This is a genomic window from Alcanivorax sp. DP30, from assembly GCF_009882945.1.
GTDB lineage: Bacteria > Pseudomonadota > Gammaproteobacteria > Pseudomonadales > Alcanivoracaceae > Alcanivorax.
The window spans coordinates 33,921-47,847 of the sequence record NZ_WTUY01000002.1; the positions used below are offsets into that span (position 1 = coordinate 33,921).

The following is a 13,927-nucleotide window of genomic DNA, read 5'->3' on the forward strand; positions in this document are numbered from 1 at the left end:
TACTGATTTTTGTGGATTTTTGAATTACAAACGATAACGCGCAGATACCAGCACACCATCGAACCCATTCGCCCCTGTCCGTGACTATGGAGTCTGAAAACAAGAACTGGGTGAAACAATGCGCACAAAAAAACTCCTCGCCACCTCCCGCATGCTCTTGCTACTACCGCTGCTGTATGCCTGCGAAGAAGATCCCGATGTGTTTATCCCGCCGGATCCCGGCAATGCCCTGATCTATGCGTATCCTGCCGATGGCATGGTGGATCTACCCACCGGCAGCAAGATGGTGCTGACGTTCTCCTCAGCCATCAATGCGTCCCAACTGGGCAAGCCTTGTACCCGGGAGGGGGAGAACTACCAGGGGGCGATCTGTCTGGTAGACAGCCAGGGGCAACAGATTGATCTTTCCAGCGCTACGCTGACTAATGGGGGTAAGACGTTACTGTTCTCTATGCAAAGTCTGCGTGAAGGGGAGCAGTATCGCTTGTGGCTGTCATCCGACATTGCCAAGGGGGTGGTTAACCTGAACCAGCAGGGGCCACTACTGAGCTTCCGTACCCGTCAGTACAACCCACTGCCCAATGCCGTGCCGGAAGTGTTGGCCATCAATATGGAGCCGGCTGGCGTCTATCTTCCTGTCCCCACGGAACAGGCCACTTTCCCGTTCATGGATTTTGCGCCGGTACGCCTGACCTTCAGCGAGCCATTGGTGCAGACGACAGTGCGTTACGGCGACACCATCATCATGGAGCATCTGCTGCGTGATGAGCAGGGGGAGTTGACTGGCCAGACCGAACTGGTGGATGTGAACGTGCTGGCTGAGCGTCAGTACATCACGCTGGATCCGGTGGAGGATCTGATCGGTGGTGAGACGTACCGAGTGTCTATCAGCGGCATCCAGGATTTTGATGATGAGGCGGTGGTGGATGTCAGCTACCAATTCGATCCTATTCAGTCCAAGGACAAGCTTACCGACGCCAATCCGCCCATTCGCCAGCTGATGAAGGCCGACCCGACCCTGGGTGACAGTGGTTATCCGGCTATTTCGCGCTTGCATGGCGCCCCCTTGAACCAGTTCAACCTGGAAACCGTGGCGCTGGGCATTACCCGGGTGGATACCAAACCGGTCACCCTGGAAGGCTTCCTGGGGCGGCCTGCAAAGTTCCCCTATGCCACACCCGTGGTGGCACGGGCAGGCCAGCAGTTGAGAATCACCGGGATTGATCCCATCAAGCTCGGCGGCGAAGTGAATACCGGTATTTCCACCGGTGACATCATCGGCACCTTCGTGACCGACATCACCGGCTTCATGACACCGAATCCTTATCGTCCAAAAGGCTTCCAGCCTGATGATGATTTTGCTCCGCTGCATGTCTACATGGATTTTGATCTGGCCATGCACACGGTGAGCCCGGAAGGTAACGGTTCCATCAACCAGAACCTGATGCACATTCGAGCCGTGGGCGTGGTGGATGTGAAGGATGGTGCTCTGACCTTCGAAGTGTTCCGCACCATGGAACTGGATGTGTTCAGTGGTGCTGCCCAGGTCAGTGCAGACTTTGCCCTCGGGGTAAGAGCGGATGTGGACTTTCCACTGGACAAAACCAATCAGGAGCCGCTGATACTCACCGGCACCTTTCCCTCTGATGGCGAGCCGGCAGCAGAATCGGCGGGCAACATTATCCTCACCTTCAACGAGCCGGTGGCCGCCGCAGGTCTTGAAGGCATTACCCTCAATAACCTCAGCGCCGGTACGGATGTTCCTATCCAGGTGAATCGTTCTGGCTCGGTGGTGGTGGTGACCCCGCTGAGCCCGCTAGCCAAGGGGCAGGATTTTCTTCTTGATCTGGGCGCGGGTCTCACCGACATGGACATGTTTGCACCTTCACCTCTTGATCTCAGCTTTGCCGAGGATGCCACCGGGGGTGACGGCAAGTTGCAGTTCCATACTTCCAGCTTTGCTGTTGCTGGTGGTAATCCGGACGCGGCAGCGCCGATCCTGCTGGGGATCTATCCGGGGGTCGGTTGTGCCCTGGTGGATACCGATGTTCAGGATGGCAAGTCCGGTCGCTGCGCTGGCGGGCTGCAATCCGACCTGCTGTACAGCGACTTTGAGTACGACATGAGTCGTCCCATCGAGCTGAGTTTCAATCAGCCCATGGATCTGACTTCCATGGAGGCAGGGGCCATTGCGGCCGATGGCAAAAGCTGTAAAACCGGTGCCGTCTGCCTGGGACAGCAAGTGTTTGGCGTATGGGAAGCGATCCCCATGTCCATGCAGCTGAACCCGCTGCGCCTGCGAGCCTACCCTCAGCCCAACGTGATGCAGGATGGAGGAAATTACCGGATCGTGGTGAACGGTTCCGGCTCAACCTTCCTCAGTGATGCAAGCCAGGGCGGTCGGCAGCTGAATACCGATCCGCTCAATGGTGTTGCCGGCGGCGACGGTGGCCCGAATATCATCATCGATTTCATGGCCCGTGCCGATTACGGCGCCATCTATGCCACCGTACTGACCCGCGACTATACCGATGTTAACGCCAACGGTTACCTGGATGAGGGTGAGGAAGTCCCCGCCGTGTTCAATTACGCCCGTGCCAATCTGCGCAGTGTGGAAGGGCCTGTGACGGGGGCGCAGCTGACTCAGGATACGGCATTCACCAATGCCGCCCTGCCGATGGCGTTCCTGGAAAAGATTCCGCTGGATCTGACCTATATCGGCATGACCAGGTCCGGTGATAACACGTGGTGTGGTGACGAGGATGCCGATGGTGAAGTGTTCTGCTTCGACGCCGAAGGCGACACCATGATCCCGGTTGAGATCAACCCCGAGATTGTCATGGGCACCAATCTTACGCTGACAGCCAACGTACTTGGCCTGGTGCCCCTGACACTGGAAACAGGTCCTCTGGTGCTGCGTTTCAGTCCCTACAAGGATAACCCGGACCGTCCGCTGCTGGGTTTTGTGGTTAACGAAGTCGGTGAAGAGCAGGTGCAGTTCATCGCCAGGCTGGATGCGCTTATGGATGCGCCGGATCTGGAAATCCTTGGTGGCCTTGCCGTAGGGGATGTGCAGAGCAAGGACATTTCCGCCTTTATCAAGGGGCCAGTGAAATTCCTGCGCAACGGCCAGATTACTCTGGAGTGTTCTAACACATCAGCGATTGCCGCTGGCGTGAATCTTTCACTGAACACGGGAGACTTTGGGGCACTCGTCCCGCTGCCAGCACTGGTAACCGCGGAACTGGGTATCGACAAGGACGACTTTCGTATCCGCGTGGTGAATAGCCCGGCCAAGGCACTGCTGACCACCGCCACCGAATTGGAAGCAGGAGCACAATAATGAGAAAAATGACTCGAATCCTGGTTTCTTTGGTCTTGCTTGGTGTATCGGCAGGCGTCACAGCGCAAGACATGTACGGACCGGATTATCCGCTGGTGGATTTCACCCAGAAGATCTTCGGCGAAGACCGCCTCTACTTCCGCTTCGGTGCCATTCACATGTCTCCGGATGTGAAGACCCGTTCCATTACCCTGAGTAACTTGTCCGAGATCGCCGAGGTCGCAGTGGAGCCGGGTGAACAGGAAGGGGAGGCGTTCAGTGATCCGCTGACCATTCCGGCAGCCATCATCGGCTACAAGCTGCGCTGGAAATTGTGGGGCGGTGGCTGGTCCGTGGAAACCATGGCGGCCCTGCCGCCCACCCTGGATCTGAAAGCCAGGGGCAAGCTGGCCGATGTGCCGCTGGTAACGGAAGCCAACGGCATCCCCACCGGGGTGCCGGCACTGGGCGAAAAGGTGGCGGAAACCAAGGTGGCGCCGCCCATGCTGACCCTGGTGAAACGCTTCCGCAACGAGCACAACTTCCGGCCCTACCTTGGCCTCGGCGCAGTGTACCTGTTCACCTACGACAGCCATGTGACCAATCCGATTCTCACTGAAGTCGGTGAGCCGGAGCTGGAGATCGAGGACAAGTTCGGCTGGGTCGGCCAGGCCGGTGTCGATTGGCGTTTGAGTGACTATTGGTGGCTGGCGGCCGATGTGAAATACATCAGCGTCAAGGAAGTCTCTGCCAAACTGGAAAGCACTTTCATCCGCGCGCCGGGTCTGCCGCAGTATCAGTATGCGGCAGTTGGCGATGCTGAATTCGTGGCGGATATGAATGTCTATGCGTTTACCCTGGGGGTCGGGTTCACCTTCTGAATCTGGGGCTCGTTGCCACTCAGGAGCTGCTCTCTGCTGCTCCTGAGTTTTCCTGTAAGTTTTCGTCATTGAGGCTGTAGGAGCCATCGTGAAATAGTGTCCTCCCTGTTTTCTGGCTGCTTTCCATGAGCAACACCCTCGCATACCCATTCTCCGAAATTCCTCCTTCAGCGATCCGCATGGAGGTGGCCAGTGGTGTTTTCTGGCTGCGCTTTCCTTTGCCCTTTGCGCTGGACCACATCAACCTTTGGCTATTGCGTGATGGCGACGGCTGGACGGTAGTGGACACCGGACTCGGGGTTCGGCCCAGCCAGAAAATCTGGAAGAGCCTCATTGGAGAGCAACTGGATGACTTGCCGTTAACCCGCGTGATTGTTACCCACTACCATCCGGATCATCTGGGGTTGGCCGGTTGGCTTGAGCAGGAAACCGGTGCAGAGGTTTTGATCAGCCGTGGCGAGTGGGCGCTGACCAATAGCATTTGTGACTCCACGGATACTCAGACCGTCGATCGCCTGCGCCACTTTCTTGGCAGCCATGGACTGCTTGGCGATGATCTCAACAAGGTTGCCGGGAAGGGCAATGGTTTTCGCCGGGTTGTTCAGCCTTTACCGACCGAACCGGGATTTCTGGCGGCAGGGGATACGCTGTGCATTGATGGAAAAAACTGGATAGTGCATGTGGGTTGTGGTCATTCACCGGAGCACCTTTGCTTGTATCGCCATGAGGATCACCTCCTCATCAGCGGTGATCAGGTGCTGCCTACCATTTCCAGCAACCTCAATGTCCGCGCTTCGGAACCGGATGCGGATCCGGTCACCGACTTCGTAGACAGCCTTAAGGCCCTGCGTGACAACCTGCCGGAGGATACGCTGGTGCTGCCTGCTCACGGGTTACCCTTTCGCGGTCTGCGTGCCCGGGTGGATGCCCTGGTTGATCATCATGATGAGCAGCTGGATCGCGTCCAGGCCGCCTGTCAGCAACGTCCCCAGTCTGCCTTTGATCTGTTGTCGGTGCTTTTCAACCGCAAACTGGATGTCCAGCAATTGATGTTTGCCATGGGTGAAAGTATTGCCCATCTGAACTGTTTGATGTTGCAGGGCAGGGTGCAGCGCGAGCAGGTCGATGGAATCTGGCGGTTCAGTGCATGAGTCAGTTGCGAGGGACGAGTTTCGGGTAGCGAACTTGATAACCCGGTGCTTGCATGCGTCTTCGATGATGTTTGTCTTGAGTCAGCAGGGCAACACCACACCCCTGCTCGCAACTCGCAACTGATTCTGGCATTTTATTCCCCTGATCTTCCCCCTTTGCCGCGCCGCGGCCTTTTGACCAGGAGACTTCCATGCAGGCCTTTGACTGGCGCGATCCGCTGTTGCTCGATACCCAGCTGAGCGATGACGAGCGCATGATTCGTGATGCGGCGCGTGAGTACTGTCAGAAAAGCCTGATGCCGCGGATTCTGGAGGCCAACCGCCACGAGGTATTCCATCGCGAGATTATGAACGAGATGGGCGGGCTGGGTTTTCTCGGGCCGACCATTCCGGAGCAGTATGGCGGGGCGGGGGTAAACCATGTGAGCTATGGGCTGGTGGCCCGGGAAGTGGAGCGGGTGGATTCCGGCTATCGTTCTGCCATGAGCGTGCAGTCATCCCTGGTGATGCATCCAATCCATGCCTTTGGCAGTGAATTGGTACGGATGAAATACCTGCCCAGATTGGCCAGTGGTGAGTGGGTGGGCTGTTTCGGGCTTACCGAGCCGGACCATGGTTCCGACCCCGGCGCCATGGTCACCCGTGCGCGCAAGGTGGACGGCGGCTATCGGCTTAGCGGCGCAAAGACATGGATCACCAATTCGCCCATCGCTGATGTGGCGGTGGTGTGGGCCAAGCTGGAGGGCAAGATCCATGGTTTTGTGGTGGAGCGTGGCTTTGACGGCTTCTCCACGCCGAAGATTGAAGGCAAGTTTTCCCTGCGTGCGTCGATCACCGGTCAGATTCTGCTGGATGACTGCTTCGTGCCGGAAGAAAATCATCTGGATGTGGAAGGCCTGAAAGGCCCTTTCAGCTGCCTGAACAAGGCCCGTTATGGCATCAGTTGGGGCAGCATGGGATCAGCGGAATTTTGCTGGCATGCCGCACGCCAGTACACCCTGGATCGCAACCAGTTTGGACGTCCCCTGGCCCAGACACAGCTGATCCAGAAGAAACTGGCGGACATGCAGACCGAGATTACTCTGGGCCTGCAGGGGGCGCTACAACTGGGTCGACTGATGGATAGTGGCCAGTGGGCGCCGGAAATGGTCTCACTGATGAAACGCAACAATTGTGGCAAGGCCATCGAGATAGCCCGAGAAGCCAGGGATATGCACGGTGGGAACGGGATCAGTGATGAGTATCATGTGATCCGGCATATGATGAACCTGGAAGCGGTGAATACCTATGAAGGGACCCATGATGTGCATGCATTGATTCTGGGTCGGGCACAGACGGGGCTGCAGGCATTTAGTTAACTGTTTTTGTCATCGTCTTGCTTTAGCCTTGAGCAAAGCCCGTTAGCCCGCTAGCCCGCAGCGCTGGGTGGGCTAACCACTGTTTAGCCAGGAGTCTGCTGTGACGAGTTATCCCGCAAGAACCGCTGGTTTTCTGTTCAGCGCCATGGTGGCATTTTCCAGTCCGTTTATTTTGACCGGCTGTGACCAGGACGCCACTTCACAGGAGCAAGTGACGGTGGAGGCTGAGCAGCAAGTGTTGTCCGGCAAGGTTATGTACCGCGAGCGCATGGCCATGCCTCCGGGAGCCACGGTCACCGTGACGCTGGCGGATGTGTCGCGCATGGATGCCCCGGCGCAGGTGCTGGCTCAGCAACACATCGAAAATCCAGGCTCTGTGCCAGTACCTTTCGCGCTGCGTTACCAGGCAGCGGCGGTGACCATGGATAACCCACTGGCGTATGCGGTGCGGGCGGAGATTCGTGGCGAGGATGGTACCTTGTTATGGACGACGACCCAGCGCCACACCGTGGAACTGGGCGGTGAGCTTGCTCCCACAGATGTTACTATCCTGCTGGAAAAGGTCGGGCAGGATTCACAGCCTGACGGGGAATAGTCCAGTACCCATTCATTCAATTTCGGTTTACTGCATTAAGGATACTGCAATGTTGAGTTACGTGGCTTTAGGGCTGCTGTTTTTTGTTGGCCTTGTGCTGTTCTACGGCGTCATCGTCATCCATGACATTCCCTATGAAATTGCCAAGGAGCGGAATCACCCTCACCAGGATGCCATCCATGTGGCGGGCTGGGTCAGCCTCTTCACACTGCATGTGCTGTGGCCGTTCCTGTGGATCTGGGCAACGCTGTACCGCCCTGAGCGTGGCTGGGGCTTTCAGGCAGTTCAGGAACAGCAAAAGGCCGATGAAGCACTGCTTGTCCAGTTGCAGGAAACATTGAATGCACAGGCGGAACGGATTGCTCTGCTGGAACAGAAACTGGAGGATCGCGCCTGATGGAAACGTTACTCCTCCTTACTTACGCCGCTGTCTGTATCTTCATTTTCAAGGTCTTCAAGGTGCCGCTGAACAAGTGGACCGTTCCCACCGCAGTGCTGGGTGGCATTGTACTGATCGGGTCATTGGTCTTGTTGATGAACTATAACCACCCGTTTACCCGCAAGGTCCGGCAGGTCTATATCGTTACGCCTGTGGTGTCTGAAGTGCGTGCCCGGGTGGTTTCCGTGGAGGTGGAACCCAATACCCCGGTCAAGCAGGGTGACCCTATGGTGATTCTGGATGACACCCGTTTCCGGGCGCGGGTGGCCACACTTGAGGCGCAATTGGCGGATACCGGGCAGCTGGCCCGGGGGAACGTGGCGGCGGTATCCGAGGCGCGTGCCAAGGTCGCTCAGGCCAGGGCCAAGCGTGATCAAGCGGTACGGACCCTGGCGCGCTACGAGGGAGCGCCCTCAGCATTCAGTGCCCAGCAAATTGATACCCAGCGTGAGCGTGTGGTGGGTACCAATGCGGATCTGGATGCCGCGAAGGCAGCACTGGAACAGGCCCAGACTCAGCTGAGCGGTGACATCAATGGGGATGACCCTGCGGTAGCCGCCATCAAGGCGCAGCTGGATGAGGCCCGGTTCAATCTGGAAAATACCGTGATTCGCGCGCCAACGGATGGCTTTGTTACCCAGCTGGCGGTAAAGCCGGGAATGATGGCGGTGCCGCTTCCCCTGAAACCGGTGGCCAACTTCATCAGCCAGCAGGATCGTCGCTATGTGGGCGCGTTTCGTCAGCAGTCCCTGCTGCGACTCAAGGCGGGCTATGAGGCGGAACTGACGTTTACCTCTCTTCCGGGCCAGGTGTTCGAAGCCGAGGTGGTTGAAGTACTGCCGACCATCGCAGAAGCGCAATTGGCGGCGGGCCAGCAGCTGGTGGGTGCGGAAGCATTTCAGAACATGAGCAATGAAGCCCTGGTCGTGCTGAAAATGAAAGACGGCGGCGGCAATGTCGACGTGGATAGCCTGCCGCTAGGCATGAATGCCCAGGCTGCGGTCTATTCCGAGTATGTCCATCATGTCGCGGTGATGCGCAAGATCCTGCTGCGGATGATGAGCTGGCAGCATTACCTGTATCTGGATCACTGAGCCTTGTCGTCGCGGGTGGCCTCAGGCCGCTCGCGGCTGGCAGGGGCCAGAAGCTGGTAGAAGAAGCGCCCCACCGCCAGCCACATCAACGCCACAAATATGATGAAAATGCGGCTGCCTTGCTGATACAGCGACATCATCCACGGGCCGAACATCACGCCACTGACCAGCAGTGCCATGATAAACGCCAGCCGGCGACGAGGTTTAAGGCGCGCTGGGTCCTGGAGCGGTTGGTCTTGCATGAGGCTTCCGTTATCGCGTTGACGGGGGCAACCTTACCATAGGCCTTAATGCCCACTCATCCATCATGGAGGCTTTCATCGACGGCTATCCTGTTCCTGCGGCACCGGTTGATCGCGAGATCATCATCAACAAGAGTCGTTTTATTACCTGGCTCAGACCCGTGACGAACCGTGATGATGCCATGGCCGTGGTTGAACAGGCCCGGGCGCAATACCCGGATGCCTCGCATCACTGTTATGCCTATTTGCTGGGTAGCCCGGCCTCCGCTCAGGCGGCCATGAACGATGACGGCGAGCCTTCCGGCACAGCAGGCAAACCCATTTTCAATGTAATTCAGCACAAAGGGCTGAGCGATGTGCTGGTGGTGGTAACTCGCTACTTCGGTGGGGTGAAGCTGGGCGCGGGTGGATTGGTTCGTGCCTATGCTGCAGCGGCAGAATCCGTGCTGGCTGAGGTGGAAAGGGTTGAGCATATTCCTCATTTCAACGCCCGTCTGGAGCTGGATTTTTCCCTGGAGCAACGCCTGCGTCACTGGGCCGATCAGCATCAGGGGCAGGTTCTGGACGTGCAATATGGCCAGCAGGTAGGACTTACGCTGTCAGCCCCCCGTGAGCATTTACCAGACCTGGAGGCGCTGTGTGCAGCGGAGCAGATAACTCTGCACACACAGTGACCGCTTTGGCTGGCTTTGTGTCGTCCCCACCCCTGTCTTGCGGCCGGCAAGCCTGAGAGAGTAGGTTTAAAAGCCAACAAGACACAAGGAATGACCATGAGTGACAAGCCTGTCATCGATCCCAATCCCACAACCCTGCCGGCGATTCTGACCTCCCTGCCGGATGATACTCCCATCGTCATGCTCAACCTGCTTCGTTACCGGGAGACCGCACGCTACAAGGATGGTGAAGCGGATTACAGCGGCCGTGAGGCCTACCAGAAGTATTCTGAAGTGGCCTTTGGCAAAGTGCAGGGCGTTGGTGGCGAGATGGTCTGGAAGGGCCGTGCTCTGGCCGGCGTGATTGCCCCGGAAGGGGAAAAATGGGACAGCGTCCTGCTGGTCCGCTACCCCAGCAAACAGGCGTTTGCCAGCATGCTGGCGGATCCGGAATACCGTCAGGCCACCAAACACCGCACTGCAGCGCTGGAAGAGGCCCGCTTGATTGCGATGCAGGAAAACTGACATTCCCTGAATAGTGAATAGCTGGGATGGTGGAGTGGCCCGGTTGAACCGGGGCAGGATTTGTCGCGGGTAGTAGCCTTTGGGTTTCGTTATTCTTTATTCACTATTAATTATCAATTGGCTTTTCCATGTCCAACCAACCTGTAGGTATTCCCATCCCCGGCGGCCATACCATGCGTGCCCGCTGGTTGCGCCCTGACACAGCCAACCCTCACAAGGCCGCTGTCATCGCCATTCATGACATCTTTGGCTATACCGACGACATAGAACGGATTGCCCAACGTTTAGCGGATAACGGCTATCCGGTGCTGGTGCCAGACCTGTACGACCTGCCTAACAGCAAGCCGTTGTGCGTGGTGAAGACACTGAAGGCCCACGAAACTGGCAAGGGCGCAGCGTTTGAACAACTGGAGGCCTGTCGTCACTGGCTGCTGGATCAGGATGAGGAGCCGGTGGAGCAGGTGGGGGTAATGGGCTTTTGCATGGGGGGACGTTTTGCCGTGCTGTATGCCAGCCAGGCACCGGTGCAGGTGGTGGCCCCTTTCTATGGTGGAATTCCTAAAGACCCGGAGACGTTGCGGGGCATCTGTCCTGCTGTGGGCGGCTGGGGCCGTGATGATGTGCTTTATGGCAACCACGGTGAACGTCTGGCCAGCCATATGGACAAGCTCGGCGTGCCCCATGATGTGAAGACCTACGATAACGTGGGGCATTCCTACATGAACAACCACCAGGGCTTTGTTTTCAGGAAACTGGGCCCCTTGCCGCCCCTGCGCTCGAAGTTTGATGCCCGCGCGTCTGAGGACAGCTGGCAGCGGGTGCTGGTGTTCTTCGAGAAGGTATTTGCCGGGGAGATAAAAGCGGGTTAGTGAGAAGCAGGCCAGGCTTGTTTAACAAATCTGAGTTGTTACCGGTTTTTCAACTTTTGTACGAAGCTGCTGTAGGAGCGTTCACTGTCTTGGGCTACGGGCTACCCGTCGCCGCTGAATTGTCCTGCCTTATTCGGCCAACAAGCAGACTTTCCTGAAGAAAGCGGGGTGCCTGCTTGCCTGGCCGAAACGTGTGGTGCACGGCTCAGGTTTCTGCTTTAAGCGGAAACCTGCTAATGCATGCCGGATGCCGGTCGTTATTCCTGACACTCACTTGCCGCCCACTTGCCTTCAATGTGGGTCTTCATTGTGTGGTCGTTGCCTTTCATGGTGAGATCAGAGGTGTAGTGCCTGGTGTTGTGAATAACCATTTTTCCGGAAATTTGGGTTTCGGCGTCGGTGTCAGGCATCACACAATCAGCACTCCAACTCAACGTGTTACCGCTGCGTTTGGCTTCTCCGTTACTGCAATTATCTTTCTTCCAGCTTTTGCGCAGCGCGGCTTCCGGGTCTTTTGCCTCTTCGACGGAGATACAACCCTCCTGTACCTGCGTGCGCATTTCTTCAGGAATACCGGGAGCATTCAGTTCCACCGTCAAGTTCCACTTGCCCGCTGCCATTTCGGCGGACTGGGCCAGCGGGGAGAGCAATAGCAGTGAGGAAACTACAACCAGAGCAGATTTCATGATAAATCCTTTCTTTGTCGTGAAGGGCGAGCCTGAACTCAGGCCGTGCGTTTACTGGGCGGGAACTCGCACAGATCGGCAATAAGGCATTCGCCACATTTGGGTTTGCGGGCAGTGCACACATAGCGACCGTGCAGAATCAGCCAGTGATGAGCATCGCGCAGAAACTCCTCCGGTACCAGTTTCACCAGCCGTTTTTCGACGTCGAGCACATTTTTGCCTGGGGCAATACGGGTGCGGTTGGAAACCCGGAAGATATGGGTGTCCACGGCCATGGTGGGATAGCCGTAGGCGGTGTTGAGCACCACGTTGGCTGTCTTGCGCCCTACGCCGGGGAGGGCTTCCAGCTCTTCCCGGGTACGCGGTACCTGGCTGTCATGCAGGTCAATCAGCATTTTGCAGAGTTGGATGATGTTCTCGGCCTTGGAATTGAACAGGCCGATGGTCTTGATGTACTGCTTTAGTCCATCGACACCCAGGGCATAAATGGCTTCTGGCGTGTTGGCCTCCGGGTAGAGCCTGGCGGTGGCCTTGTTGACGCCCACATCCGTGGCTTGGGCGGACAACACCACAGCCACCAGCAACTCGAAGTCCGAGTTGTACTCCAGTTCCGTGGTGGGGTGCGGATTCTGGTCCCGCAGGCGGGTAAAAATTTCAGTACGTTTCTCGCGATTCATGGCCATATCCTGAGTTCGCGAGGAGTATACCGGATCATTCAGCGCGGGGCAGGGGGCCAGGTCCGGCCGGATATATTAGTGTCGATTGCCGAGCAGCGAGTTTCGAACGGCAAAACCTGAAGCGGCCCAAACCAATGGTTTTCGAAACTCGTTACTCGCTTTCGCCTTCTTTCCTCGGGCAAGCGGGGGAGACGGCGGTGGTTACTGCCGGGCAGTCACCACCTGGCCTTCCTTGATCCGCAGCCGTTCACCGGGCTTCTTGTCCAAGCGAATGGTTTCTTCCGCTTCGTTGAACACATAAGTCACGTCATAGCCTTCGGTACGGCTTCGGCTTTCCATGACAGTGTTACAGCGCTGTTCGGTAGTGGTGTAGGTGTTCTTTTCCTGCATACCCTTTTGGATCTGGTTACCCGCAACGCCGCCTGCAATGGCCCCGCCAGCAGTGGCGGCATCTTTGCCACTGCCACCACCAAACTGGTGGCCGATAACGCCACCAATCACTGCGCCGACAACACTGCCGGCAACCCGGTGTTCATCTTTTACCGGTTTTTGGCGGGTGACAGTGACGTTTTGGCAGCTTTCACGGGGCTCCTGCCAGCGTTTCACAATGGGTTCCACTTTGGTGACGGTGGCGTAGCCGGACGTGGCCGGGGTCATGATCTGGTAGGCACCATAACCCGCGCCGGCGACAGCAATTGCACCGGCCAGGCTGAGAGAGATAACAGCTATGCTTTTCATGGTGAAACTCCAGTTATCAATTCTTTAGCGGTTCGAGTGACGTCGGGCAGGAATGGTTCGGAGCGAGATGCAAAAGAATGTTAACTGTGGTGTTCAAAAGAGGGCGCCATGCTGCCTTGTGGGGCTTTCAGCGGTAAATCAGGTAGGCCGGCACCAGAATTTCCTCCTCGTTTTGCATATGCCCGTGCAGCAAACGCTCGAGGTTATCGGCCTCTGCAAGGGCCCGCTCCAGGTTTTGCGGCAATCTCAGCGCAGCCGGCAAGTCCTGGCTTCGGGTCTGAAGCATGGCAAGCAACTGATCCAGCGCCGCATGATCCTGCTCCATTAGCTCGATTGCGGGATTCAGTCGCGGATGCTGGAGGCGGACGGCAGGAAAGACGCTGCTGTCTTCAAAGCCATGATGGCTGTGCAGGTTGCGCAGCAGGCTTTGTAAATGCTGCTGCAGCGTCGTGAGCAGTGACAGATTGTCCTCATGGCTACGATCCTGGTCACTAAGGTTGGTCAGATACCGTATGGCGCCATGATACTGGCGGGCCTGTTGTTTCAAACCGTCATGATTACGCAGCAGCGCCCGGGCGTCACTGGTGAGAAAGTTGTCATGATCGCGCCATTGTGCCCGTGGCAGCGGAAACAGGGCTTGCCGTACGTACTCTGGCAGCGGGCAGGAAGGTGGCTGGATGTATGACATGAGGGACTC

15 protein-coding genes are annotated in these 13,927 nt (G+C 57.2%); 10 read left to right on the top strand and 5 right to left on the bottom strand.

Annotated features, from left to right (window positions below; all coding sequences use genetic code 11):
• The first annotated feature begins 118 nt into the window (after positions 1–118).
• The 7 genes from GQF00_RS00730 (at position 119) to GQF00_RS00760 (ending at position 8,840) form a co-directional block, all read left to right on the top strand.
• The gene (locus tag GQF00_RS00730) at positions 119–3,343 is read left to right on the top strand and encodes an Ig-like domain-containing protein (RefSeq protein WP_161317078.1); all 3,225 of its coding nucleotides are present in this window, start codon (positions 119–121) and stop codon (positions 3,341–3,343) included.
• Complete coding sequence (locus tag GQF00_RS00735) at positions 3,343–4,203, top strand: OmpW family protein (protein ID WP_161317080.1); 861 nt, start codon at positions 3,343–3,345, stop codon at positions 4,201–4,203. Before GQF00_RS00730 ends, GQF00_RS00735 begins: the two co-directional genes overlap by 1 nt.
• Before the next feature lie 125 nt (positions 4,204–4,328).
• On the top strand, positions 4,329–5,354 hold the full coding sequence (locus GQF00_RS00740; protein WP_161317082.1) for an MBL fold metallo-hydrolase: 1,026 nt from the start codon (positions 4,329–4,331) through the stop codon (positions 5,352–5,354).
• A 191-nt stretch (positions 5,355–5,545) separates the two neighbouring features.
• Positions 5,546–6,712 (top strand): acyl-CoA dehydrogenase, encoded by a 1,167-nt coding sequence (locus GQF00_RS00745; RefSeq protein WP_161317084.1) that lies wholly within the window; start codon positions 5,546–5,548, stop codon positions 6,710–6,712.
• A gap of 100 nt (positions 6,713–6,812) precedes the next feature.
• Positions 6,813–7,307: a YbaY family lipoprotein gene (locus GQF00_RS16640; RefSeq protein WP_161317086.1), complete on the top strand. Its 495-nt coding sequence runs from the start codon at positions 6,813–6,815 to the stop codon at positions 7,305–7,307.
• Between the two features lie 49 nt (positions 7,308–7,356).
• Positions 7,357–7,704 (top strand): DUF3302 domain-containing protein, encoded by a 348-nt coding sequence (locus GQF00_RS16795; protein ID WP_161317088.1) that lies wholly within the window; start codon positions 7,357–7,359, stop codon positions 7,702–7,704.
• Positions 7,704–8,840 carry an HlyD family secretion protein gene (locus GQF00_RS00760; protein ID WP_161317090.1) on the top strand — a complete coding sequence of 379 codons (1,137 nt, stop codon included), beginning with the start codon at positions 7,704–7,706 and terminating at the stop codon, positions 8,838–8,840. Before GQF00_RS16795 ends, GQF00_RS00760 begins: the two co-directional genes overlap by 1 nt.
• Here the strand turns inward: GQF00_RS00760 and GQF00_RS00765 are convergent.
• Positions 8,834–9,082 carry a hypothetical protein gene (locus GQF00_RS00765; protein ID WP_161317092.1) on the bottom strand — a complete coding sequence of 83 codons (249 nt, stop codon included), beginning with the start codon at positions 9,080–9,082 and terminating at the stop codon, positions 8,834–8,836. The genes GQF00_RS00760 and GQF00_RS00765 overlap by 7 nt on opposite strands.
• A 65-nt stretch (positions 9,083–9,147) precedes the next feature.
• Between GQF00_RS00765 and GQF00_RS00770 the strand changes: the two genes are divergently transcribed.
• The 3 genes from GQF00_RS00770 to GQF00_RS00780 all read left to right on the top strand — a co-directional run bounded on the left by GQF00_RS00770 (position 9,148) and on the right by GQF00_RS00780 (position 11,129).
• Positions 9,148–9,756, top strand: a complete 609-nt coding sequence (locus GQF00_RS00770) for a YigZ family protein (RefSeq protein ID WP_161317095.1) — start codon at positions 9,148–9,150, stop codon at positions 9,754–9,756.
• Positions 9,757–9,852: 96 nt separating this feature from the next.
• Positions 9,853–10,260 carry a DUF1330 domain-containing protein gene (locus tag GQF00_RS00775; protein ID WP_161317097.1) on the top strand — a complete coding sequence of 136 codons (408 nt, stop codon included), beginning with the start codon at positions 9,853–9,855 and terminating at the stop codon, positions 10,258–10,260.
• 128 nt (positions 10,261–10,388) lie between these two features.
• Positions 10,389–11,129 carry a dienelactone hydrolase family protein gene (locus GQF00_RS00780; protein ID WP_161317099.1) on the top strand — a complete coding sequence of 247 codons (741 nt, stop codon included), beginning with the start codon at positions 10,389–10,391 and terminating at the stop codon, positions 11,127–11,129.
• Positions 11,130–11,386: 257 nt separating this feature from the next.
• Here the strand turns inward: GQF00_RS00780 and GQF00_RS00785 are convergent, their stop codons facing one another.
• From GQF00_RS00785 to GQF00_RS00800, 4 genes are all read right to left on the bottom strand, one after another.
• Entirely contained in the window at positions 11,387–11,815 is a 429-nt protein-coding gene (locus GQF00_RS00785) for a DUF3617 family protein (protein WP_161317101.1), read from the bottom strand.
• Between the two features lie 38 nt (positions 11,816–11,853).
• Entirely contained in the window at positions 11,854–12,492 is a 639-nt protein-coding gene (gene nth / locus GQF00_RS00790; protein WP_161317102.1) for an endonuclease III, read from the bottom strand.
• Positions 12,493–12,693: 201 nt separating this feature from the next.
• Entirely contained in the window at positions 12,694–13,230 is a 537-nt protein-coding gene (locus GQF00_RS00795) for a glycine zipper 2TM domain-containing protein (RefSeq protein WP_161317104.1), read from the bottom strand.
• 127 nt (positions 13,231–13,357) lie between these two features.
• Positions 13,358–13,918, bottom strand: a complete 561-nt coding sequence (locus GQF00_RS00800) for a hemerythrin domain-containing protein (RefSeq protein WP_161317106.1) — start codon at positions 13,916–13,918, stop codon at positions 13,358–13,360.
• Between the last annotated feature and the right edge of the window lie 9 nt (positions 13,919–13,927).